The organism is Streptomyces roseus (assembly GCF_001044425.1).
Lineage (GTDB): Bacteria > Actinomycetota > Actinomycetes > Streptomycetales > Streptomycetaceae > Streptomyces > Streptomyces roseus.
Window position 1 is genome coordinate 182834 of sequence record NZ_LFML01000163.1, and the last position, 22981, is coordinate 205814.

Genomic DNA, 22981 nt, shown 5'->3' on the forward strand with positions numbered 1-22981 from the left:
CACGTGAGAAGCTCACCCGGTCCGATTCGAGCCATCCGCGCGCGGGAACCGTTCCCGGGGCGCGCGGGACGACTGCGAGGAACACCCGTGAGACCACCCCTGGCGCGGCTCCGCGCCATCGGCCAGCCACGCCTACGGGCATCAGCGCTGGTCACCACCGTGGCACTGACTGCCGGCCTGCTGGCCGCGGCACCCGCCGCCGTGGCGGCCGGTCCCCGTGACGCGGCTGCCCGAAGCGAGGATCCCGCCGCCCGGACCGACGCCGAAAGGGCGGCCGCAGAGGCCAAGCGGACCGGCAAGCCGGTCGAGATCGTGAGCGGGCGCACCGAGACCGACGACGTGTGGGCCAACCCCGACGGGACCAAAACGGCCAATCGCGCCCTGGTGCCCGTGCGGGTCCGCAAGGGCGGAAAGCTGATACCGGTCGACACCACTCTGGAGCGCGGTCGCGACGGACGTGTCGCACCTAAAGCAACGGCAATGGGCCTGACCTTCTCCGGCGGCGGCGAGGCTCCGCTGGCGGTGATGTCGGAAAACGGCCGTGATGTTTCCCTGTCCTGGCCCAAGCCGCTTCCCGAGCCGAAGCTGGAGGGCGACAGCGCCGTCTACCCCGAGGTCCTCCCCGGAGTCGACCTGCGCGTCAGCGCGACCGTGGACAGCTTCTCCCACGCCCTGATCGTCAAGTCCCGAGAGGCGGCGTCCAACCCGGCCCTCGCACAGCTCGACTTCGGCCTCAAGGCCAAGGGGCTGACCGTACGTGCCGAGGCCGACGGCCAGCTGCGCGCGCTGGACCCGAACGGCCAGACCGTGTTCGGCTCGGCGAAGCCGCAAATGTGGGACGCGGGCGGGCAGAAGACCGCCGAGCCGCAGGCCCAGCAGCAGCCGCAGGCCCGATCCCAGTCCCTGGCCCCCGACGCCGCCGCCCCGGCGAGCCCGTCGGCCAAGGCGCCGCGCCCGGCCGCCGCACCCGCGGTAGCCCCGCAGGCCGCACCCGCGGCCGCGGCCCCGGCGGCTCCCGTCGCCCCGGTCGAGGGCGTCACCACCGGCGCCAAGCAGGCCGACCTCGGCATCCGGCTCTCCGGGTCCACGCTGACGCTGACCCCGGACCAGAGCCTGCTGCGGGCCCCGGACACCACGTACCCGGTCGTCATCGACCCGACCTGGGACGCCTGGAAGCAGGCCTGGACGATCGCGTACAAGCACAACGCGTTCCCGTCCTCGCCGAACACCAACTACTGGAACGGCGGCACGCTCAGCAAGGACGCCCGCGTCGGCTGTGCCAAGGACGCCGCCAACGGCAACGCGGTGATCTGCGCCAAGACGTTCTTCCAGGTCGGCATGACCGACTACTGGGACAAGCAGATCATCGAGTCGACCCTGCGCATCAAGCAGAAGTCGGCCGGTTCCTGGAGCTGCAAGTCCGGTGACATCCAGGTCTGGGACACCGGCACCATCTCCAAGTCCACCACCTGGAACAACCAGCCGAACTGGGTCCGCATGGTCGACGCGACCGGCCAGTCCTACGGCGGGCGCAACTGCCCCGGCGACGGCGACCTGATCGAGCTGAACGTGAAGTCGGCCGTGGCGACGGCCGCGCAGAAGCACTGGGGCAACTGGACGTTCGGGCTGAAGGCGGCCAAGGACACCGTCGACGTCTCCTGGCGCAAGCTCGACCCGAACAGCGCCCGCATCTCGGTCACCTTCAACACCACCCCGGACAAGGTGACCGAGCGCTCCACCGACCCCTCCGTCCCCTGCACCGGCGGCACCATCGGAACGACCGACCAGGTGGTCCTGCGGGCCCGCGTGAAGGACAAGGACAAGGAGGACGTCGGTCTCTGGGCCGAGTTCCACTACTGGAAGGACGGCGCCTCGACCCCCACCAAGGTCGAAAGGAGCGTCACCAACGGCAATGTGGCCCAGTTGCCGATCCCCGCGACCGGGCTCGACGGCACCTACCGCTGGGACGTCCGGGCACTGGACAAGGTCGGTGCTCCCGGTCCCTGGGCGGGCCAGTGCACCTTCACGATCGACCGCACCAGGCCGGACAAGACCCCGTCCGTGAAGTCCGTCCAGTTCCCCGAGAACGAGGAGGACCCCGAGAAGACGGGCTTCGCCCGCACCGAGGGCGTCTTCACCCTGGGTGCCAACGGCGTCAAGGACGTCACCGCCTTCGAGTGGTGGACCGACTCCAACCCCAAGGTCAACAAGGTCGCCCCGACGACCCAGGGCGGCTCGATCGACGTCAAGTACATGCCGACCACGGCCGGTCCGCAGCGGCTCTTCGTCCGCAGCCTGGACGCCTCCGGCAACCGGTCGAACCTCAAGGAATACCTCTTCTACGCCAAGCGCCTGGCCACCCGTGACAAGCACGGCGACCTCAACGGCGACGGCACGGTCGACATCTGGAGCGTCGACCCCGGGGCCGGCACCCTGTGGATGCACCCGGGCAAGGGCGACGGCACCTTCGATCTGTCCCGCCAGCTCGACCAGGGGTCCTTCGCCGATGCCGCCTCCGTGGCGCACCGCGGCAGCTGGAACGAGGACTACTACGAGGACCTCGTCGTCCTGAGGCCCAGCCCGGACGGTTCGCGCAAGAACCTCTACGTCTACCCGAACAAGGGCGACGGTGATCTGGAGAACGCCGACGCCAACCGCCTGGAACTCCAGGTCGCCGATCCCGAGGCGAACGACCACTGGGCCAATGCCGACCAGGTCGTCTCCATCGGCAGCGTCAACGACGACAACGGCGACGGCCGCACCGACGACAACGACCAGCCGGACCTGCTGGTCAAGTCCGGCGACCAGCTGTGGCTGTACCTCGGTTCCGCGGTCGGCTTCCTGGACGTGTTCGGCGAGCCCATCGCGCTCGGCAACGCCGACTGGAAGAACATGACGATCATGGCTCCCGGCGACCTCAACGGCGACCAGCTGCCCGAGGTCTGGGCCCGCGACACCGTCACCGGCAAGATCCACCAGTACACCAGCCGCCGCACCACGGAGCCCGGCGCGGCCACCACCGCCGACCTCGCGGTCTTCGGTGAGCCTTCCGCCCGTGCGGGCGAGATCGCCACCGGGTTCACCGGCGCCGCCTACCCGCACCTGTCCACCAACGGCGACTTCGAGACCGACGGCTTCGCGGACCTGTGGTCCCGCGGCGGCGACGGCCGGATCACCGAGTTCCCGGGCCGGGCCGCGTCCGCCGGCTCCGCCTTCGCGGCTGGCCGTCCGCTGGTCCTCGGCGGCACCTCGTGGTCCGAGTGCCAGGCCTTCACCTCGACGGCCACCGGCACGCACACGCTGTGCGGCCCGATCCTGTCCAAGTTCCTGGCCAAGGGCGGCACGGCGCTGGGCTACCCGACGACCGACGTCCTCGTCCCCGCCGACGGCGTGGGCCGGTACGTGAACATCCGCGGCGTCGGCGCGACCAGCGACAACGGCTCCATCTACTGGCACCCCAGCAGCGGTGCCTGGGTCGTCTGGGGCGCCATCCGGGCCAAGTGGCTCAGCATGGGCGCCGAGAAGTCCATCATGGGCTACCCCGTCTCCGACGAGGCCAAGAACTTCGACGGCACGGGCTACAACTCCACCTTCTCCTCCACCGCGGGCGGCAGGGGCGGCATCTACTGGTCTCCCGAGACCGGCGCCTGGTCCGTCCACGGAGCGGTCTTCGACAAGTACGCCTCGCTCGGCGGCCCGGCCAGTTACCTCGGCTACCCGACCACGGACGAGACGAACGTGGGCGACGGCGGCGTGGCCCGCTTCAACCACTTCCGCAAGCGCTCCGACTCCGCCGACACCGGCTCCGTCTACTGGACCAAGACCAACGGCGCCTGGTCGGTGTTCGGTTCGATCCGCAAGAAGTGGATCGCGCTGGGCGGCGAGAAGAGCACCCTCGGCTACCCCACCTCCGACGAGTACGAGGTCGCGGGCGGACCCCGGGAGGACTTCGAGAAGGGCTACATCCGCCACAACCGCACCACCGGCAGCACCGTCGAGCACCTGCCCGCCGACCGGACCGCGCACCTGCGGACCGACCTGTCGGGCGACTTCAACGGCGACGGCCGCAGCGACCTGGCCACCGCGTACGACTACGGCGACGGCACCACCGCGCTGTGGGTCTTCGACGGTCTGCCCAGCGGCGGCTTCTCGGAGCCGACGGTCCGCTGGACCAGCGCCAAGGGCAGTTTCTCCGCCACCCAGGCCAAGTGGGTCGCGGGCGACTTCAACGGCGACGGCCGGGCCGACATCGGCGCCTGGTATGGATACGAGGACGGCAGCACCGCGCTGTGGAACTTCGTCTCCAACTCCACGGGCACCTTCACCCCGGTGAAGAGCATCACCGTCGCCAAGGGCGTGTACACCTGGGCCAAGTCCCAGCCCCTGGCCGGTGACTTCAATGGCGACAAGCGGGCCGACCTCGCCCTGATCCAGGACTACGGGGACGGCGACATGGGCGCCCACACGTGGACCTCCAAGGGCGACAACACCTTCAACGCCTCCGTCGCGAGCTGGCGCACGGGCACCGGCAAGTGGTGGATCGACTACGCCACCTTCCGCGTCGGGGACATGAACGGCGACGGCCGGGACGACTTCCTGGCCATGTACGGCTACGCCTCCTACGGCACGGCCCTGTTCACCGGACTCGCCCAGCCGAACGGCGGCTTCGCCGCCCCGGTGAAGCACTGGGCCAAGGCCGCCGGTGTCTGGGAGTACGCGAAGACGAAGATCACCGTCGGCGACTACAACGGCGACAAGCGCGCCGACGTCGCCCTGATGTACGACCACGGTGACGGCCACGCCTCGCTGGACACCCTGCTCGGCAAGGCCGACGGCACGGTCGGCGAGAACGTCCGCAGCTGGGACACGCCGGAGGGGAACTGGTACGGCACCAGCGCTGCCCTGCCGGTCTCGGGCGACACCGACGGTGACGGCCGGGAGGACATCGGCATCGTGTATAACTACGCGAGCGGTGCCTCCAGCACCTTCACGTTCAAGAGCCGCCCGGACGGCGGTTTCGAGAACAGCCTCCGCAGCTGGCAGGCCCTGCCGGGCACCTGGTGACCCGGCCGGCTCCGCACCAGTAGCCGCCCAACGGCCCCGCACCTTCCCGGAAGGTGCGGGGCCTCTGCGTATCCTCTCCCGTGACGCGCGGCCCCGGCCTGCGTCCACTATTTGATGTGGGCCTGGGCTCCGGGGTGTCGTAACGTGGTGGGGTTGCTGTGCCGAGGTATCGGTGACGGTGACCAGGTTTCCTGTTTCCATCTGTGTGTCGATCTTGAGGTGACTTCTTATCAACCAGGCCATGTAGTCGTCCGTTATCCCCGCGTGCTGTTGTGTCGCACGTGTTCGGGGGGCGGACGTCGCGCTGGCCTGAGTTGCGTCACCGTTCCCCGCAGTTTCCTTCCCGGGTGCAGCTCTGCCGTCTGCCCCGGGTCTCGTGTTCACGGCCCCGGTGCGGCTGTCGGCAGGGCTCCCCGATTCCCTTGGATCAGGAGCTCCCGTCTTGTCTTCCTCCTCGCTCGGCAACGAGCCAGAGCACGCCACCATCCAGACCCCGAACCCCCCGTCATCCGGACCGTCGACGATGGCCGTGGGGGCATGGATCGCCCTTCTGGTGCTGCTGACCGCCGAGCTGATGAACATGCTCGACCAGTCGGTCATCCTGACCGCCCTGCCCGCGATCCAGGAGTCGACCGGCGCCGGACCGGTCGCGGTGCAGTGGCTGACCACCGCCTATTCCCTGCCGGTCGCCGTCGGGCTGATCACCGGCGGGCGGCTGGGTGACATCTACGGCCGCCGCAGGATCCTGCTCGTCGGCACCGTCGTGTTCACCGCTGCCTCGCTGCTGTGCGGTCTGGCCACCGGCCCCGGTGTGCTGATCGGCGCCCGTCTGCTCCAGGGCGTCGGCGTGGCCGCGATGATCCCGCAGGTCCTGGCGACCATGCACGTCACCTTCGAGGGCCAGAGCCGCAGCAAGGCATTCGGCCTGTACGGGGCCGTCCTGGCCATCGCCAACGTCCTGGGCCCGGTCCTGGGCGGCGTGCTCACCCAGGCCGACCTGTTCGGGTTGTCCTGGCGGCCGATCTTCCTGGTCAACGTGCCCGTCGGGCTGGCCGTACTCCTGCTCGGACGCAGGTTCATCCCCGAGTCGACCGTCCGCAAGGCCGACCGGCTCGACCTGGCCGGCATGCTGCTGTCCTGCCTGGCCATCGTCTTGATCCTCTTCCCGCTCACCGAGGGCCACGCTCACCGATGGCCGCTGTGGTGCTTGGTCATGCTCGGCGCCGGCGTCCTGGTCCTCTGGTTGTTCCTGCGCCACCAGTGGCGCCGGCAGGACAACGCCCCGCTCATGGACCTGTCCCTCTTCCGGGTCAGGCAGTTCCGCGGGGGCATGGCCGCGGACCTGCTGCACGGCCTGCTGTGCGGCCTGTTCTTCATGACCTGGACGCTGTACCTCCAGCGCGGGCTGGGCATGAGCCCGCTGGAGGCCGCGGTGGCCTTCGTACTGCTCTCCGTGGGAGAACTGGGCGGCGCGACCATCGCGGCGAAGGCCGCCGGACGGTTCGCCCGCCGTCTGCCGCAGGCCGGGGTCCTCATCGCGACCGCTGCGATGGTCGCCTACGGGCTCCAGATCGGCAGCCACCAGGGCGAACTGACCATGCGGGCCATGACCGCTCCGGTAGTGCTGATCGGCTTCGGCCTGGGCATGGTCTCCGGCCCGCTCGCCGATCTGTCGCTGGCCAGGGTCCCGCACGAGGACGCAGGCTCGGCCTCGGGCCTGTTCAACACCGCCATTCACCTGGGCATCGCGCTGGGCACCGCGCTCACCGGCGTGGCGTTCTTCGCCGTCACCGGCGGCTCTCCCGACGGCGCGGTCAACCGCGACGCGTTCGTGACCGTGCTGTGGTGGGTCGGCGGCCTCCTCGCCCTGATGTGGGCCCTGATGTTCTACCTGCCCAAGCAGGCCGACCAGGCCGACTGAGCAACCTCCGGGGCCGACTGGTAGCCGGCGCACACAAGCCCGTTGCAGCTGGCGGGTTCGGAGGGCTGTGCCTGGTCGAGGACGTGGCAGGCTTCATCGAGGCCGGGGGTGACCGCATCGAAGGACGCGCCGGTCAGGGCGAGCGCACGGGCTTCTTGCTGGAATGCTTCGGCTCGTAACCGTGGCGGTCGGTGATCCGGGCTTTGCGGAGCATGGCCCTTGGTGAACCGCCTGTCTTGCACGCGGTCTGACGAGGTGGGGCCGACGGTGGCCCGTGGCGCGGCATCCGGCCGCGGGTCGCCGTCGGCGCTCCGTCCTCGGGGGCTCGCACCCCACTCCCAGTCGGTCCCGGCCCGGCAGCGGGTGACAGCGGGCCGGGGAGCTTCACCCTGGGAGGCCAGTACGGGGTAATCAGACCTCGCCGCGCCAGGCCCCCGTCTCGCGGCCGCGGTCCTCGATGTACGCCTTGAACCGCTTCAGGTCACCGGTGACCTGCCGCTTGACGAAACCGAGCTTGTCGCCGACGGTCTCGGCGAAGCCGTCCGGGTCGTAGTCGAGCTGCAGCATCACCTTGGTCTTGCTGTCGGCGAGGTGGTGGAAGGTGACCACGCCCGCCTGCTTCACCTCGCCGCCCAGGGTGGTCCAGGCGACTCGCTCGTCGGGGATCTGCTCGGTGATCTCCGCTTCGAACTCCTTGGTCACTCCACCGATCTTCGCGACCCAGTGCGTCATGGTGTCGGTGCGCTGATCGATACGCTCCACACCGTCCATGAAGTGCGGGAACGTCTCGAACTGCGTCCACTGGTTGTACGCCGTACGCACGGGGACGTTGACCTCGATCGACTCTTCGACCTGCGACATGAAGTGTCCTTCCTCTTCGCCGGCCCGATGTCGGGCCTGCCGTATCCGGGGAGCCGTTTCCCCTGTCGGCGCGCACCTGCCCGCGATCTGCTCGCTCATCACCCCCGAACAGACGCACCATCGGCGGATGCGCCAATTCAGGACGGCGAGGATGGCCCGCGGGGCACGGGGGCGCGCGGCGCAGCAGGTCCCGCAGCGGGCGGGAGCCGAAGCGCTACTCGTCGACCGGCTGCGTGCGCCCGCGGCGGAACCAGACGATTCGCCGCAGGATCCGCGTCCCGCCCGCACGGACCTGCTGGCCATCGCGCTGCTGCCTCTCGGCGACGCAGCTGTGGTCTTTGCATGACGGCGGGTCCCGGGCGGCCGCCCCATACTGCGCCAGCGGCCGTCCGCAGCTTCCTGGCCACACCTGAGCCTTCTGGCATGATCGTTTTCGTGGACGACTGGATTCTGCAGGCAGGCAGACGGCAGCGGCAGCTCCCAGAATGCTGCCGCTTGGCTACGGTGCTGTCGCTTCGGCCGGCTTCCCCGTACGGTGCAGGTGGGCGATGGTGTACGTCGTTGAAGTACGGGAGCGGAGAGTTGTATGGAAGCGCCGAGGGTGACGGTTGATGCCGAGACGGACGGCGTGTGTGTGGTGGCCTGCTCGGGCGAGTTCGATCAGGACACGGTCGGCTTGCTGCGGGACGCCTGTGAACGCGAGACGACCGGCGCGCAGTTGCTGGTGCTGGACGTAAGGGGTGTGACCTTCGCCGACTCGTCGTTCCTGAACGCCCTGATCCGCCTGCGCCATACCCGCCCGCTGGCTTTGGCGGGTCCGCTGCCGGCACAGCTGCACCGCCTGCTCAATCTGACCGGGGCGATTGCCCTGTTCGAGGTGCGCGAGGCCGGTGCGGCCTGAGCCCGTACGCGGCGTTCGTCGGGTCTGGTCCGGCCCCGCGTCTTTGCGTCGGAGCCCACGCTCCGTAGTCCCGGGTCGCGGGAGCGTCATGCGTGGGCCCGGGTGATTTCGTGTCGGCTGGTGCCGAGTGGGCACATACGAATGCATGACTCTGTTGCTGCTGTTCCTGCTGCCTCTCGGTCTGGCCCTCGTGCTGCTGACGACAGGCGAACATCACAAGCACGGTCGGCACCGCCACCCCCGATGACCGCCCGCCCCGGCTACCGGACCTGTCGGTCCCGCTTCACAGCGGTGGGCGCAGGCGCGCGGGGCGGGGCGAGCGCAGTTGTCCCTGGGAGCTCGGCTGAGTGCCGGCGGGTCAGGGCCGACCGGTCTGGGCGGCGTTGAGCGTGGCCGTGACGGTCTTGCCGTCGTTGTGGATGCGGACGTCGGTCGTGGCGAGCTGGTTGACCAGCCGCCAGCCGAAGCCGCCGGGTTCGTTCGGGGCCCAGGGCTTGATCCGGGGCGGAACAGTCGAGCGGTCGCGGACCTCGACGGTGACGATTCCGCTCCGGGCGGTGACCTGGAAGGCGGTTGCGCCGCCACCGTGGCGGCGGGCGTTGGAGATCATCTCGGTTACCACGGTCAGTACGTCGTCCACACCCGCGGCGGGCAGATCCACGCCTGCCAGGCTTGCACGGGCGGTTTCCCGGGCCTGCGCGCAGCTGAGGCCCGCTCCGAGCGGTTCCGCCGGAAGTAGAGGCGGTAGCGTCGCATCTTCCATATCGTGCACTTTCCCCCGCTTGCACCCTGTAAGCGATGAGCTGGACGTCTCCCGCCGTCCACCCCTGCTGCCCGCTCGGGCCGGCTTCTTTGTCTGCCAGTGCTTTACGTCTTGGCATGGACAGGCAGCGAATAAGAATAGTCCCGCCGGGAGCGCGTGGGTGAGGGAACGTTCCCGACGCCTCGAGGCAGCGGCCGGGGCCCGCTGATGTACCTACCACCGGCGCACCCTCCCTGAAGAGTGCTGGTTTACCAGGGGGCAGACGGCGAGGGCCCGGCGAAGCCCCGGTCTCAGCCACGTCAGTAATGGCCCGTCGGCCGCCGGGACGAGCGAAATCGATGTCGAGATCATGACGGCGACTTTCCTTCCGCCTGGTGTCTCGGCGCGCTGCGGGCTTCCGACAGGCGCGTGGTCGTGCGAGGACCGGCCGCGGCGGAGCTGAGGAGGCGCTCCATGGCCTGCTGAACCGCCCGGAACTGGGGCCATGGGTCGCCGCCGGCGGGTTCGTGCGTGCGGGTCTGGTCGGTGGCTTTCATCGCGCCTCCGTGCAGTTCGGTCGGGACGGCGGGTTCTGACGGTGGATTCTGCCGCGTCATGCACGGGATTGCCGCTTCCCGGTTCCTGGCGGGCGTCTACCCGCGCGCCCGTCGACGTAGCCGCGGCGATTGCGCGAAAGAAGCCGCAGCGGCAATCGGGTGCTGCCGGTCTCCGCGTCGGGCGCCCCGCGGTGGGCCGAAACACTCGCCGTGAGAGCGGGGCTACCCGCTGTACTCGGCATCAGATGGCGACTACACACTGTCATCGCTTGAAAGATGTTCCAGCGGGCAGGCGCTCCTCAGATTGATCGCCGGCCGGGGTCGGCTCGTAGGAGGAAAGAGATGCTGCTGGACACGGAAGAAGGTCACGCGACCGGAGGCGGCACCGCGGGACGCCCGTCCCGCGGCGCGGCCGGTAGGGCAGGTGCGCGATGTGTGGCTTGAGCGGGGAGGTGAGGTTTGACGGCGAGCGGCCCGACCTCGCCGCCGTGGAGCGCATGACCGACGTTCTGGAGCCCCGCGGGCCGGACGGCCGGGGCGCCTGGTCGCAAGGGGCGGTGGCATTCGGGCATCGTCGTCTGGAGATCATCGACCTGTCCGAGCGCGGTGCGCAGCCGATGACGGATTCGGAGCTGGGTCTGACCATCGTCTTCAACGGTTGCGTGTACAACTACCGAGAGCTGCGCTCACGACTTGAGCAACGGGGTCACCGCTTCTTCTCGCGGTCCGACACCGAAGTGGTCCTGAAGGCGTACGCCGAGTGGGGAGCGGGCTGTGTCGATCACCTCGTCGGCATGTTCGCCTTCGTCGTCGCGGAGCACCGCACCGGCCGTGTCGTGCTGGCGCGTGACCGGCTGGGCATCAAACCTCTCTACGTCACCCAGGACGCCGACCGTCTGCGGTTCGCCTCTTCCCTGCCGGCACTGCTGGCGGCCGGCGGGATGGATACCTCCATCGACCCCGTGGCCCTCCACCATTACCTGAGCTGGCACGGGACGGTTCCCGCCCCCCGCACGATCCTGGCCGGCATCCGCAAGATCCCGCCCGCCACCGTCCGCGTCGTCGACCCGGACGGCACCCACCGCGACAGCTGCTACTGGCAGCCGTCGTACACCCGCGGATCCGACCTCGGCGAGGATCCGGCGTTGTGGCGGGAAGCGATCGACGATGCCCTGCGGACGGCGGTGCGCAGGCGCACCGTCGCAGACGTCCCCGTCGGCGTCCTTCTGTCGGGCGGCCTGGACTCCAGCCTGCTCGTGGCCCTGCTGGCAGAGGGGGGCCACGAGGACATCGTGACCTTCGCGATGGGTTTCGAGGCGGAGAACGGCGAAGACGGGGACGAGTTCCTGTACTCGGACCTCGTCGCCCGCACCTTCGGGACCGATCACCACCAGTTCATGATTCCCTCCGCACGGCTCTCGTCCGCTCTGGTCCCCGCCATCGGCGCGATGAGCGAGCCGATGGTCAGCCATGACGCGGTGGCGTTCCACCTGCTGTCGCAACGGGTGGCCGAGGACGTCAAGGTGGTGCTCTGCGGCCAGGGTGCGGACGAGGTCTTCGCCGGTTACGGCTGGTATGCGCAGATCGCCTCCGCCGCCCGTCCCGACGCGGCCGGCGCGTACGCCGCCGCCTACTTCGACCGGCCGCACAAGGACCTCACCGCCATGCTGCGACCGGGTGTGGCAGCGGGGCACGACGTGTCACGCGAGTTCGTGCGTGCCCACATGTCCGCCCCCGGGGCCGAGACCGCTCTCGACGCGTCCCTGCGGATGGACGTCCACGCACTCATGGCCGACGACCCGGTGAAGCGGGTCGACAACATGACCATGGCGTGGGGCCTGGAGGCCCGCGTGCCGTTCCTGGACCACGAACTGGTCGAGCTGGCCGCTGCCTGCCCGCCGCAACTCAAGCTCGCCCAAGGCGGCAAGGCAGTGCTGAAGGACATCGGACGCAAGATCCTCCCCGCAGAGGTGGTGGATCGCCCCAAGGGCTACTTCCCGGTGCCGGCGGTGCGCCACATGGCCGGGCCCGTGCTGGCCCAGGTGCGGGAGACTTTGACCGCCCCCGAGGCTCGCCGACGCGGGATCTTCGACCAGGCCCTCGTGGCCGAGATGCTTGCGGCGCCCAACCGCCACCGCACCCACCGCGGAGCCAACACGCTGTGGCAGGTGGCGTCGCTGGAGATCTGGCTCCAGGCCCACGGGGTGAACTGACCCCCGGCCTGGGGGGCAGGGATCCCGTACGACGACGGAAAGGCGGACATGGCCCCGGATCGCCCCGCGTACACCTCGCCGGCCCCGATGGCGACCGGCCCCCACCCCCTCTCCGGCCCCCTGTCGGCTCCGGTTCTGCTGCGGACGCCGGGCGGGGGCGGTGCCGATCCGCCTACCCTCCTCACCGCGCACGGATGCTGGTACCCCGCGTCGGACCCGAGGGGCGAGCACGTCGCCTTCATCTGCGACCGTGCCGGGGTCCCGCAGCTCTGGTGCGGTCCGGCCGGGGGCACGGAAGTGCACGTCCTGGACGGCAGCCCGGATCCGGTGATCGAAGTGTCGTGGTCTCCCGACGGTCGCTGGATCGCCTACACCGCCGCGCCCGGGGGAGGGGAGCACACCCGGGTCCTGGTCGTACGCCCCGACGGCACCGGGCGCAAGGTCCTGGCGGGCGCGGGGCCGGGTGGCTCCGCCCACCTCGGATCCTGGACGAGGGACGGCTCCGCCCTGGCCGTCACCGTCGCCCAGCCCTCGGCGAGGGGAGCGGAACACCGTGGATCCGGGCACGTGCCGCCGGACGCCGCCCAGGCGGCGGCGGGCCGTGCGGCCCCCGAGGCGGGATGGGCCGTGCGCGACGGAGCAGCGAGGCTGCTGGGCACGGGGGCCGTGCCCACCGCGTCCGACAAGCCGACCACAGGGACGGAGGGGCTCTCCTCAGGTGGCCTCGCCGCCTACCTGATGGACCCGGACGGCGTGAACGCTCCCGTCCTTCTGTTCGCCGAGGAGGGCGCCGCGTCCCTGCGCGTGTGCGACGTCGGTGCAGGAGGCCGACTGGCGCTGGTCCGCAGGGGCCCGCGTGGCCTGCGGGAGGCGCTCGTACTCGACACGCTGACCGGAAGCACCGTCTGGTCGGAGCACGTGGCCGACGGGGACCCGTGGATCGGGCGGTTCTCGGCCGACGCGCGGATCCTGTGGTTGCGCAGTGATGCGGACAGGGAGTTCGCCGCACTGCTCCGGGTCCGTCTGGACGACGACGGTACGGCGGCGGAGGTGACCGTCGCCGCCGAGCGGGAGGGGTCCGGTCTCGAGTTGCTGAGCATTCCGGACCACGGCCGCTGGGCCGCCCTCGCCTGGAACGTCCAGGGGGCCGTGGAGCTGGAGACCGTCGGACTTACCGGTGCGGACACCGCGCAGGCGCCGTACCGCGGCGTGGGGCCGGTCCATCAGCGGGACCTGCCTCACGAGGTGGTGACCCGCATCGCACCCGTAGGCGCCGGCGGTCTCTTCGCCGCTCTGTCCGGATCGCGGCGCAGGCCCGGTATCTGGTCCCTGACGGACGGCCCCGCCCCGACGCGAACCCCCTGGTCAGCCCGTGACGAGGACGCCGTCCCGCCCGGCAGGCCTCCCGTGAGCCCCGCCCCCATGCGGTGCCGGGCCAGAGACGGGCTGCTGCTCGGAGGCTGGTACTACAGGGCACCGGGAAACGCCGCAGGCCGCCCCGCTCCCTGCGTTCTCCACCTCCACGGCGGCCCAGAAGAGCAGGAGCGGCCCGTCTTCAACCCCCTCTACCACGAGATCCTCGGCCGCGGTCTGGACGTCTACGCTCCCGATGTCCGCGGCTCCTCGGGCTGGGGGCGGTCCTTCGTGGACGCCGACCTCGGAGCCGGCCGCTTCTCGGCCATCGACGATGTCGCCGACTGCGCCGCGCACGCCGTTGAACTCGGCTACGCCGATCCGCTGCGGCTGGGGGTCATGGGCCGCTCATACGGCGGTTACCTCACCATGGCCGCACTGGTGTGGCACCCGGACCTGTTCCGGGCCGGAGTCGCCGTATGCGGGATGTCGGACTTCGACACCTTCTTCTCCGGGACCGAACCCTGGATCGCCCAGTCCGCCGCCGCCAAGTACGGACACCCCGACCACGACCGGGACCTGCTTCGCGCCCTGTCGCCGATGAGCCGCATCGACCAGCTGCGCGCGCCCGTCCTGGCCGTCCACGGGGAACACGACACCAACGTGCCGCCTACGGAATCGGAGCAGTTCATCCGAGCGGCACGCGAGCGCGGAGTGACGGCGCAGCAGCTGACCCTGCGCGACGAGGGCCACGAGTTCCTGAGGGCGGACAACCGCAGGCTCTACCGGCGGGCGACGGCCGATTGGCTGGAGCGCCATCTCGGCACCCAGGCAGCATCATGAGGAGGCGCGCCCGGCCGCGCATCAAGCACGTGAAGCCCGCCCGTGCCGTGGCCGACCCCGCCTCTGCCGTCCTCACACCCCTCCAGGGGTGTTCGCGCAGATCCTCGGGGTAGCAGCAGGGTGCATCGGTACGTGTCCGGACCGCACCCGCGGGATTGGCGCGTCCCGTACCGGGAGGTCGCATGTCATACGCGAGAGACCGGATGCCGCTGAGCGGCCGCGTCGCCGTTGTGACGGGCGCCGCGCGGGGGCTCGGCGCTGCAACCGCCCGGGAGCTCGACCGGCGGGGCGCGAAAGTGGCTCTGCTGGGGCTGGAACCGCAGGAGCTCGCCCATGTCGCCGCCTCGCTGCGCCAGGAGGCCACCTGGTGCCACGCCGACGTCACCGACGACGCCGCGATGGCGGACGCGGCCGCGCATGTGGCCGCCCGGCTCGGGCCCGCCTCCATCGTGGTCGCCAACGCTGGTATCGCCGAAGGCGGGCCGTTCGCCGACTCCGATTCCGTCTCCTGGCGGCGCGTCGTCGAGGTCAACCTCATCGGGAGTGCGGCGACCGCCCGCTCCTTCCTCCCCGCACTGCTGACCACCGGAGGGGTCTACCTCCAGGTCACCTCGCTGGCCGCCATGGGCACGTCACCGCTGATGAGCGCCTACTGCGCCTCCAAAGCGGGAGCCGAATCCCTCGCCCATGCCCTGCGCGCCGAACTCGCCCACGAGGGCGTCGGGGTCACCGTCGCCTACATCAATTGGGTCGACACCGACATGACCCGTGAGGCCGACCAGTACGCGGTCCTGCGCGAACTGCGTGCCCACATGCCCCGGCCCGCCCGCAAGGTCTACCCGGCCGCTCACGTGGCCGCACGCCTGGTCACCGCCGTAGAACGACGCAGGGCGTCCGTATACGTACCCGCCTGGCTGCGGGCCGTCCAGCCGGTGCGGGCGTTCCTGCCGCCGATCGTGACGCACATCGCGCGCACCGAGTTGCCTCGGCTCGCCCGAACGGCCCCGTTCGAAGCCACGGGGATGCTGGGCGCCGGCGGCCAGGCGGACGAGGAAGCGCGCGACGAGCGTTGAGGTGCCTCTGCGCTCGCGTACGCGCCCGTCCGTTTTCCACCTGCTCGGGAGGGCAGACGCCGGCGTATGGACCAGTCGAAGACGCCCGTACTTGACGCGCTGGCCGCCTACCACGACACAGGCCAGACCCCCTTCACCCCACCCGGGCACAAACAAGGCCGCGGCGCCGACCCGCGGGTGAAGGCGGCGCTCGGCGACGCGGTGTTCCGCTCCGATGTCCTCGCCACCAGTGGCCTGGACGACCGTACAGCCTCCCAGGGCGTCATCGAGGAGGCGCAGGCGTTGATGGCCGAGGCCGTCGGCGCCGATCACGCCTTCTTCTCCACCTGCGGGAGCTCGCTGTCGGTGAAGTCGGCCATGCTGTCCGTCGCCGGACCGCACGAAGAACTCCTGGTCGGCCGGGACGCCCACAAGTCCGTCGTCTCCGGACTGATTCTTTCCGGAATCCGACCTGTGTGGGTGGACCCGCAATGGGACGCAGAACGCCACCTCGCCCACCCCCCGTCCGCCGAGGCCTTCGAGGCGGCCTTCGCCGCGTACCCCGACGCCCGCGGCGCGCTGGTGACCACCCCCACCCCGTACGGCACCTGCTCGGACCTCACCGCCATCGCCGAGGTGTGCCATGCGCGGGGCAAGCCCCTCGTCGTCGACGAGGCTTGGGGCGCCCACCTGCCCTTCCATCCCGGCCTGCCCACCTGGGCGATGGACGCCGGAGCCGACGTCTGCGTCACCTCCGTCCACAAGATGGGCTCCGGGCTGGAGCAGAGCTCGGTTTTCCACCTCCAGGGCGACCTGGTCAAGCCCGAGGTACTCAAGAGCCGCGAGGATCTGCTGGGCACGACCAGCCCCTCCGTCCTCGTGTACGCGGCCCTCGACGGCTGGCGCCGGCAGATGGTCGAACAGGGAAAGGCCCTCTACGACGATGCCCTCGACCTCGCCCGGCTGCTGCGCGAGCAGATCGCGCGGATCGACGGCATGCGGGTGCACGGCCGCGAGGATTTCTGCGGCCCCGGCAAGGCGGCCGACGCCGACCCGCTGCAGATCATCATCGATATCAGTGCCTGGAACGTCCCGGGCTACCGCGCAGCCGACTGGCTGCGCCGCCACCACCGGGTCAACCTCCACCTCGCCGACCACCGCCGCATCAGCGCCCAGCTCACGCACGCCGACGACGAACGCAGCGCCCGCGTCCTGCTCACGGCCCTGACCGATCTCGCCGCACACGTCCCCGAACTGCGTACCGGGCAGCCCGTAGAGGTGCCGGCGCCCGCCAGGCTGCGGCTGGAACAGGCGGCGCTGCCGCGCGACGCCTTCTTCGGCCCCACCGAACAGGTCCCCTGGCAGAAGGCGGCCGGGCGGATCGCCGCCGAAATGCTCACCCCCTACCCGCCGGGCATCCCGGCGGCGCTCCCCGGGGAACGCCTCACCGATGACGTACTGTGCTACCTCCGCTCGGGCGTCGAAGCGGGCATGATCATCCCTGATGCGGTCGACCCGCAGGTCAACAGCGTCCGGGTATCCATCGAGAGCGGCCGCTCCGGCACCGGCACCTGATCCCGCGGCCTCTCACGTCCTTCCGGTACCGCCCCCGGTCTCCCGGCTGGGGGCTCGCCCGGACCAGGCGGGGAAGTGGAGCCGGACCTCCCCTTTCCGGCATTCGGCATGCTTTCGCAGCAGCGTAGTGAGGCCAAACTCCCGTTGGCGTTCCCCCGGCGCCAACCCGGCGCAAGGGGGTCGCTGATCCGCAGCCGTGGCCGTCAGTCTGTGTCGGGGTGGGCGTCAGTGCGCAGCGTCCAGGCCTGTCCCGCACACTCGTAGGGCAGGGGAGGGAACCGGTGCCCGCGGACGTCGGTGCTCTTGCTCCAGAGGTGCTCCTTGCCGCAGTCACAGGCATAGATTCCGCTCTGCGGCACGACCTCGCCGGGCTTCCATCGGGTCGTCTCATCCATGGCGGGCGCCTACCCGCCTGCTCACGGCCATATGCCGGTCCGGGCGCTCGCGTGTTCCGGGCCCGGCGCGCGCGCCGCGCCGCCCCGTCGGGTGAGGCTCCCATTTCCGGCCCGGACACCGCCCACGACCTCGCCGGGTGACTCGGCCAAGCGGTGATGCGTTCACGTTCGCCCCAGGCCTTACGCCTCACGGGCCGGTGCCGTAACTGGTCGTGGGGGTCCGGCGCCGGCAAAGCCGCCCGCGTCCGCGGGGGTGAGCGTGAGATGCGGGTACGTCGCGGGGCGCAGACGATGGCTGCGTACAGACCACCGAGAAGGGAGCGTCATCCCCAGGAGATCCAGCGCCAGAAGCGAGGAAGCGCCGGATCCAGGGACGCTCGACCATGACCGAGCAGTGGCTGGCGAACACCCTGGGTGACTGTCCGCGGCACGGAGGACCGCCGCTCAGAAGGTCCCGACCGCACGCGCACAGGGCGGAAGCGGTGGATGTGCGCTGTGGTGCGGGGCCCGGCCCGTGCGCCGGGTGTGGACTACGGCTTGCTCCCCGGGGCAGACGTGTGTTCCCGGGAAAGCGGAGAGGCGGGTCGGAGGCTGTGCATGGACCAAGGACTGGTACTGCTGGCGAGCTGGGGGCAGCTGGCGCTGCTCCTGCTGCTGGCGGTGTACTTCATTGCCCGCAACCGGTGAGGCACGCGGGTGTGCCGTGGCGTGCGGCGGCGTGGCCGGCTCTGGCGGCCGTGTGCGTCTTGGCGGTGGCCGGGTGCGCGGGCTCCTCGCGCACGGAGGAGGACTACCGCCTCAAGGCCGCCAACACCGCCGAAGCCGCAGCTTCAGCCGTGGGCACGGCACGCCTGGCCACCGAGGCCGCCGGCCGCGGAAACACCACCAGTGCGTACGCATCCGTCCTGCTGGGGGAGGCGGAGAAGGACCTGGCCGGCGCCGAGCAGGCATTCACCTCCCGCCAGCCCCCGGACGCGAACGCCGACCGGATACGGGGTGAGGTCACCGACGCGCTCTCTGCGGCCGGCGATGCCATGACCGCCGCGCGGATCGCCGCCCGTCGCGGCGAGAGCACCGCGCTCGCCGGGCACACGCCGGCGCTGGCCAAGGCGCAGGACCAGCTGGAGCGGCTGGAGGAACGGCTGTCGTGAAACGCGTCCTCGCCGTCACCCTCGGCATCCTGACCGCCATCGGAGGGTTCGTCGACATCGGCGACCTGGTCGCCTCGTCCCTGGTCGGCGCCCGCTTCGGATTCGCCCTCGTCTGGGTCCTGCTCCTGGGCGTGGTGGGTATCTGCGTGTACGCGGAGATGGCCGGCCGGGTCGCCGCGGTGTCCGGTCGGCCCACCTTCGACATCGTCCGCGAGCGCCTCGGCCCCCGCGTGGCGTTCGCGAACCTCACCGGCTCGTTCCTCGTCACCCTGCTGACACTCGCAGCCGAGCTCGCCGGGGTCGGCCTCGCACTGGAACTGCTGTCGTCGGTGTCCTACCTGCTGTGGATCCCCGCTGTGACGTTCGCGGTGTGGGTGGTGATCTGGAGGACGAAGTTCGAGACGATGGAGCGGATCTTCGGGCTGGCCGGTCTCTCCCTGATCGTCTTCATCGTGGCCGTGCTCCACCTCGACCCGCGATGGGGCGACATGTGGCAGCAGGTCACCCACCCGCAGCTCCCTGCCGGCGAAGGCCTGCCGACCTACCTCTACTACGGGATCGCGCTGTTCGCGAGCGCCATGACCCCCTACGAGGTGTTCTTCTTCTCCTCCGGCGGCATCGAGGAACGCTGGAGCCGCAAGGACCTGATCAACGAACGCGTCAACGTCTTCCTCGGCTTCCCCCTCGGAGGCCTGCTCGCCCTGTCGATCATGACCGGGGCCGCGCTCGTCCTTCACCCCGAGGGCATCGCCGTCGACCACCTCTCCCAGGTGGCGCTGCCCGTCGTCGTCTCCCTCGGCAAGGTCGGCTTCGCCTTCGTGCTTCTGGGCGTCTTCGCCGCCACGTTCGGCGCCGCTCTGGAAACCGCTCTCTCCTGCGGATACACCGTCGCCCAGTACTTCGGCTGGACCTGGGGCAAGACCCACGCCCCGCGGGCCGCCGCCCGCTTCCACTTGGTAGTGATCGTCTCGCTTCTGGTGGGGTCGATGCTCGTCCTGACAGGCATCGACCCCATCAAGGTCACCGAGTACTCCCTGGTGTTCGCCGCCGTCGCCCTGCCCCTGACCTATCTCCCGATCCTCGTCGTCGCCAACGATCGCGAGTACATGGGCGAGGCCGTGAACGGCCGCCTCGCCAACAGCCTGGGCGTGCTCTACCTCCTGATCATCCTCGTCGCCTCCCTGGCGGCCCTGCCCCTCATGTTCGCCACGAAAGCAGGCCTGTGATGCCCCAGCACCCGCCGCCCAGGCCGGGCGACGAACGCACCCCCGGCCGCGCCTACAGCGCCCGCTTCCACCTGCTGGACAGGCAGATCGTCACCGAGGACGGCACCCCCCTCGCCAAGGCCGACGACCTCGAACTCATTCCCGACAGCGACGGCAGCCTTGTCGTCAGCGCCGTCCTCATCGGGCCGACCGCCCTGGCCCCCCGCCTCAGGGGCCGGCCCGCACGTCTCCTCAACGCGCTCGCCCGCCGCCTGACCACCGGACCCACCGACCACCACGCCCGAATCGCCATGGGCCACATCATCCGCATCGGCGCCGCCCTGACCGCCACGACGCCGCCCGTCGATGCCACCCTGCACCCGCTGGAGGACTGGATCCGTGACAACGTCATCGCCCCGCTCCCCGGATCAGGCCATGCGCCTGGCTGATCTCATGGGCGCCCGTGTCATCGACGTCACCGGACGCGACATCGGCCACGTGAGCGACGTCCGCCTCACCGAAGCTGCTGCCCCGAGCCGCCGTCTGCCCGGACTGCACGTTGCGGGGATCGTCATCGCGACCCGCCGCCGCAGCCGCTTGCTCGCCTACGACCACCGGCCCGTCGACGCCCCCTGGCCCCTGACCGCCCTCGCCCGCCGAGCCACCCGCCACGCCCTGTGGGCGCCCTGGACTGCCGTCACCGCCCACCGGCGCCCGCCCCGTACCGGGGAGCCGGGCACCGTCACCCTCGACCAGACGGCCGCCTCGCTCACTCCTCTGCGCGACATGCACGCCCACTGGAACAGCGGCACCTGAGCCCGATCCCCTCGCTGACAACCGAGCTCCCGCCACCTGCTGCCACCCGCCCGTGCGCCGTCGGCGCTTTTCGACGGGCTGCGGGACGGCCAGGACGCGGCGACCGCCGGACTGGCGGCGGGGGCAGGTGTGCGGGGTTGTTCACTGCGGCCCGTACCGAGACGGCGCTCGCGCTGCTGCTGGCGGGGACCGATCCCGATCAGCACTGCGCGGCCGGGATCGTCGAGCGTGCCGAATGTGGGTGCCGGGTGGCCAGCGCCGGCACGGGACATTCCGTTTCACCCCCGAGCGTAAGCGCCTCTTCCTCGACATGTGGAAGCCGGACTGTCGGTGACCGGAGATTAGGCCGGCGGACCCTTCGTCGATCCACGGCTGGGACGGACGGCGGGTGGGCGGCATGTGCGAGGGGGATGGGGGTAGAACCCACACGTGCCGCAGTCCCCCCGTCCGGGGCAGGGCAACCAAGGCTTCGGCCTGCTGCGGCACGCCAAACTTCCGTTCGGACGCGCGCTACCTGCGAGCCATGCTCGGACGACGCCGGAGACGGACAGCTGGCCCGGCAGGCGTCGGCCCCAGGCCGTTCGTTTCGGGTCTTGCGCTTGCTACCGGGCGATCCGGGCAGGCGGGGGAGAGAACCACCGTGCGAGTGCCGCCGCCGGCAGTCCGTCCATCGGGCGAAAGCAACCACAGCGTGCGCGGCGCCGTACCGCTCTGGAGGTCCCCCATGCTCGGTCCCACTGAATCCAGCCCGCTCGCCGCCCTGTCCGCGGCCGGAGTGTCGATCTGGCTCGACGATCTGTCCCGGGAACTCCTCGCCGGCGGGGAGCTCAGGAAGTTGATCGCCGACAAGCACGTCGTGGGGGTCACCACTAACCCCACGATCTTCGCCTCGGCTCTGTCGAAGGGGGACCGCTACAACGAGCAGCTGCGGGCCTTGGGCGAGGCAGGAAGCAGTGTCGATGACGCGGTTTTCGCCCTGACCACCGATGATGTCCGCGATGCCTGCGACGAGCTGGCCCCCGTGTACGAGCGGAGTGCGGGTATCGACGGCCGGGTGTCCATCGAGGTCGATCCGCGGCTGGCGCAGGACGTCGGCTCGACCGTCGCCATGGCTCGTAAGCTCTGGGAGACGGTCGACCGGCCGAACCTGCTCATCAAGATCCCGGCCACCCGGGCGGGGCTGGAAGCGATCACCGCGGTCACTGCCGAGGGCATCAGCGTCAATGTCACGCTGATCTTCTCCCTGGACCGCTACCGCGAGGTGATGCACGCCTATCTGCGGGGCCTGGAGCAGGCTCAGGCCCATGGCCGCGAGCTCGCGGACGTCCACTCGGTGGCCTCGTTCTTCGTCTCCCGGGTCGACGTCGAGGTCGACCGGCGGCTCGACACCATCGGCACCGCGCAGGCTCTGGCGCTCAAGGGCAAGGCCGGGGTTGCCAACGCGCGCCTCGCGTTCCAGGCCTACGAACAGCTGCTCGTCGATCCGCGGTGGCAGCGGCTCGCCGCGGCGGGTGCCCGCACCCAGCGCCCGCTGTGGGCCTCCACCGGCGTCAAGGACCCGAACCTCCCCGACACGATGTACGTCACCGAGCTCGTGATCGCGGGCACGGTCAACACCATGCCCGGCGGCACGCTGGACGCGTTCGCGGACCACGGCACCCTTCCCGCGCACACGCCCACCGTGGACGACTTCGCGGCTGCCAAGGACCACTTCGCCGCACTGGAACGGGTCGGCATCGACTTCACCGACGTCACCGACACGCTGGAGCGCGAGGGGCTGACCAAGTTCGAGGACAGCTGGCGCGAACTCGGAGAGTCGGTGGCCCGCGAAATGCACGCGAAGCCCGCTGCAGCCCAAGCCGAATCCGAGAGCGCCGAACTCCTGGCGATCTACCTGGGCGACCACCACGCCGCCGCCACCGCCGGCCTGGAGCTGTTCAGGCGGGCCGCGGACGCTCGCAAGGACGAGCAGGACGGCCACACACTCGCCGAACTCGCGGACCAGATCGAGGAGGACCGGACCGCACTGACCCGGATCATGACCAACCTGGGTGTCTCGACCAGCCAGTCCAAGACGGCCGCGGCCTGGCTGGCGGAGAAGGCGGGCCGCTTGAAGACCAACGGGCACCTGTTCTCCCGCTCCCCTCTCAGCGACCTCCTGGAAGCGGAGGCGATGCTGACCGGCGTCCAGGGCAAGGCAGCCTGCTGGCGCACCTTGCTCGCCCTGGCCCAGACCGACAGCCGGCTCAACGCCGACGACCTCGCCGTCCTGCTGGAACGCGCCGCGCAGCAGAGCACCACGCTGGAAGAGGTTCGCTCCGCCGCGGCGGCC

14 protein-coding genes and 1 pseudogene are annotated in these 22981 nt (G+C 70.5%); 12 read left to right on the forward strand and 3 right to left on the reverse strand.

All coding sequences use genetic code 11. From position 1 onward, the window contains the following. Positions 1-159: 159 nt before the first annotated feature. Both ACS04_RS34800 and ACS04_RS34805 read left to right on the forward strand, forming a co-directional pair. On the forward strand, positions 160-5064 hold the full coding sequence (locus tag ACS04_RS34800; RefSeq protein WP_048480855.1) for an FG-GAP-like repeat-containing protein: 4905 nt from the start codon (positions 160-162) through the stop codon (positions 5062-5064). 442 nt (positions 5065-5506) lie between these two features. Beyond that, positions 5507-6985 (forward strand): MFS transporter, encoded by a 1479-nt coding sequence (locus ACS04_RS34805; protein ID WP_048480856.1) that lies wholly within the window; start codon positions 5507-5509, stop codon positions 6983-6985. A gap of 411 nt (positions 6986-7396) precedes the next feature. Here the strand turns inward: ACS04_RS34805 and ACS04_RS34810 are convergent, their stop codons facing one another. Further along, positions 7397-7846, reverse strand: coding sequence for an SRPBCC family protein (locus ACS04_RS34810; protein ID WP_048480857.1), 450 nt, complete (start codon positions 7844-7846; stop codon positions 7397-7399). Between the two features lie 601 nt (positions 7847-8447). Between ACS04_RS34810 and ACS04_RS34815 the strand changes: the two genes are divergently transcribed. Beyond that, a complete protein-coding gene (locus ACS04_RS34815) occupies positions 8448-8747 on the forward strand; it encodes an STAS domain-containing protein (protein ID WP_158977828.1) in 300 nt (99 codons plus the stop codon). Positions 8748-9105: 358 nt separating this feature from the next. Here the strand turns inward: ACS04_RS34815 and ACS04_RS34820 are convergent, their stop codons facing one another. Continuing rightward, the gene (locus ACS04_RS34820; protein ID WP_048480859.1) at positions 9106-9510 is read right to left on the reverse strand and encodes an ATP-binding protein; all 405 of its coding nucleotides are present in this window, start codon (positions 9508-9510) and stop codon (positions 9106-9108) included. Positions 9511-10477: 967 nt separating this feature from the next. On the opposite strand from ACS04_RS34820, the gene ACS04_RS34825 reads away from it, so the two are divergent. The 4 genes from ACS04_RS34825 (at position 10478) to ACS04_RS34840 (ending at position 17082) form a co-directional block, all read left to right on the forward strand. Continuing rightward, on the forward strand, positions 10478-12259 hold the full coding sequence (locus ACS04_RS34825) for an N-acetylglutaminylglutamine amidotransferase (RefSeq protein ID WP_048480860.1): 1782 nt from the start codon (positions 10478-10480) through the stop codon (positions 12257-12259). Between the two features lie 48 nt (positions 12260-12307). Then, complete coding sequence (locus ACS04_RS34830; RefSeq protein ID WP_107438790.1) at positions 12308-14455, forward strand: prolyl oligopeptidase family serine peptidase; 2148 nt, start codon at positions 12308-12310, stop codon at positions 14453-14455. Between the two features lie 182 nt (positions 14456-14637). Further along, a complete protein-coding gene (locus ACS04_RS34835; RefSeq protein ID WP_048480862.1) occupies positions 14638-15528 on the forward strand; it encodes an SDR family oxidoreductase in 891 nt (296 codons plus the stop codon). A 66-nt stretch (positions 15529-15594) separates the two neighbouring features. Next, the gene (locus ACS04_RS34840) at positions 15595-17082 is read left to right on the forward strand and encodes an aminotransferase class I/II-fold pyridoxal phosphate-dependent enzyme (protein ID WP_048480863.1); all 1488 of its coding nucleotides are present in this window, start codon (positions 15595-15597) and stop codon (positions 17080-17082) included. Positions 17083-17285: 203 nt separating this feature from the next. Here the strand turns inward: ACS04_RS34840 and ACS04_RS34845 are convergent, their stop codons facing one another. Next, positions 17286-17477 carry a hypothetical protein gene (locus ACS04_RS34845; RefSeq protein WP_048480864.1) on the reverse strand — a complete coding sequence of 64 codons (192 nt, stop codon included), beginning with the start codon at positions 17475-17477 and terminating at the stop codon, positions 17286-17288. 737 nt (positions 17478-18214) lie between these two features. On the opposite strand from ACS04_RS34845, the gene ACS04_RS34850 reads away from it, so the two are divergent. The 5 genes and pseudogenes from ACS04_RS34850 to tal all read left to right on the forward strand — a co-directional run. Next, on the forward strand, positions 18215-18628 hold the full coding sequence (locus ACS04_RS34850) for a hypothetical protein (protein WP_158977831.1): 414 nt from the start codon (positions 18215-18217) through the stop codon (positions 18626-18628). Then, positions 18625-19854 (forward strand): NRAMP family divalent metal transporter, encoded by a 1230-nt coding sequence (locus ACS04_RS34855; RefSeq protein ID WP_048480866.1) that lies wholly within the window; start codon positions 18625-18627, stop codon positions 19852-19854. Before ACS04_RS34850 ends, ACS04_RS34855 begins: the two co-directional genes overlap by 4 nt. Further along, positions 19854-20282, forward strand: a complete 429-nt coding sequence (locus ACS04_RS34860; RefSeq protein WP_053081125.1) for a hypothetical protein — start codon at positions 19854-19856, stop codon at positions 20280-20282. Before ACS04_RS34855 ends, ACS04_RS34860 begins: the two co-directional genes overlap by 1 nt. Then, complete coding sequence (locus tag ACS04_RS34865; protein WP_048480867.1) at positions 20269-20649, forward strand: PRC-barrel domain-containing protein; 381 nt, start codon at positions 20269-20271, stop codon at positions 20647-20649. The genes ACS04_RS34860 and ACS04_RS34865 overlap by 14 nt, the downstream gene beginning before the upstream one ends. Before the next feature lie 724 nt (positions 20650-21373). Next, positions 21374-22507: pseudogene (gene tal, locus ACS04_RS34870) on the forward strand (transaldolase); the annotation flags it as partial. Positions 22508-22981: the final 474 nt, after the last annotated feature.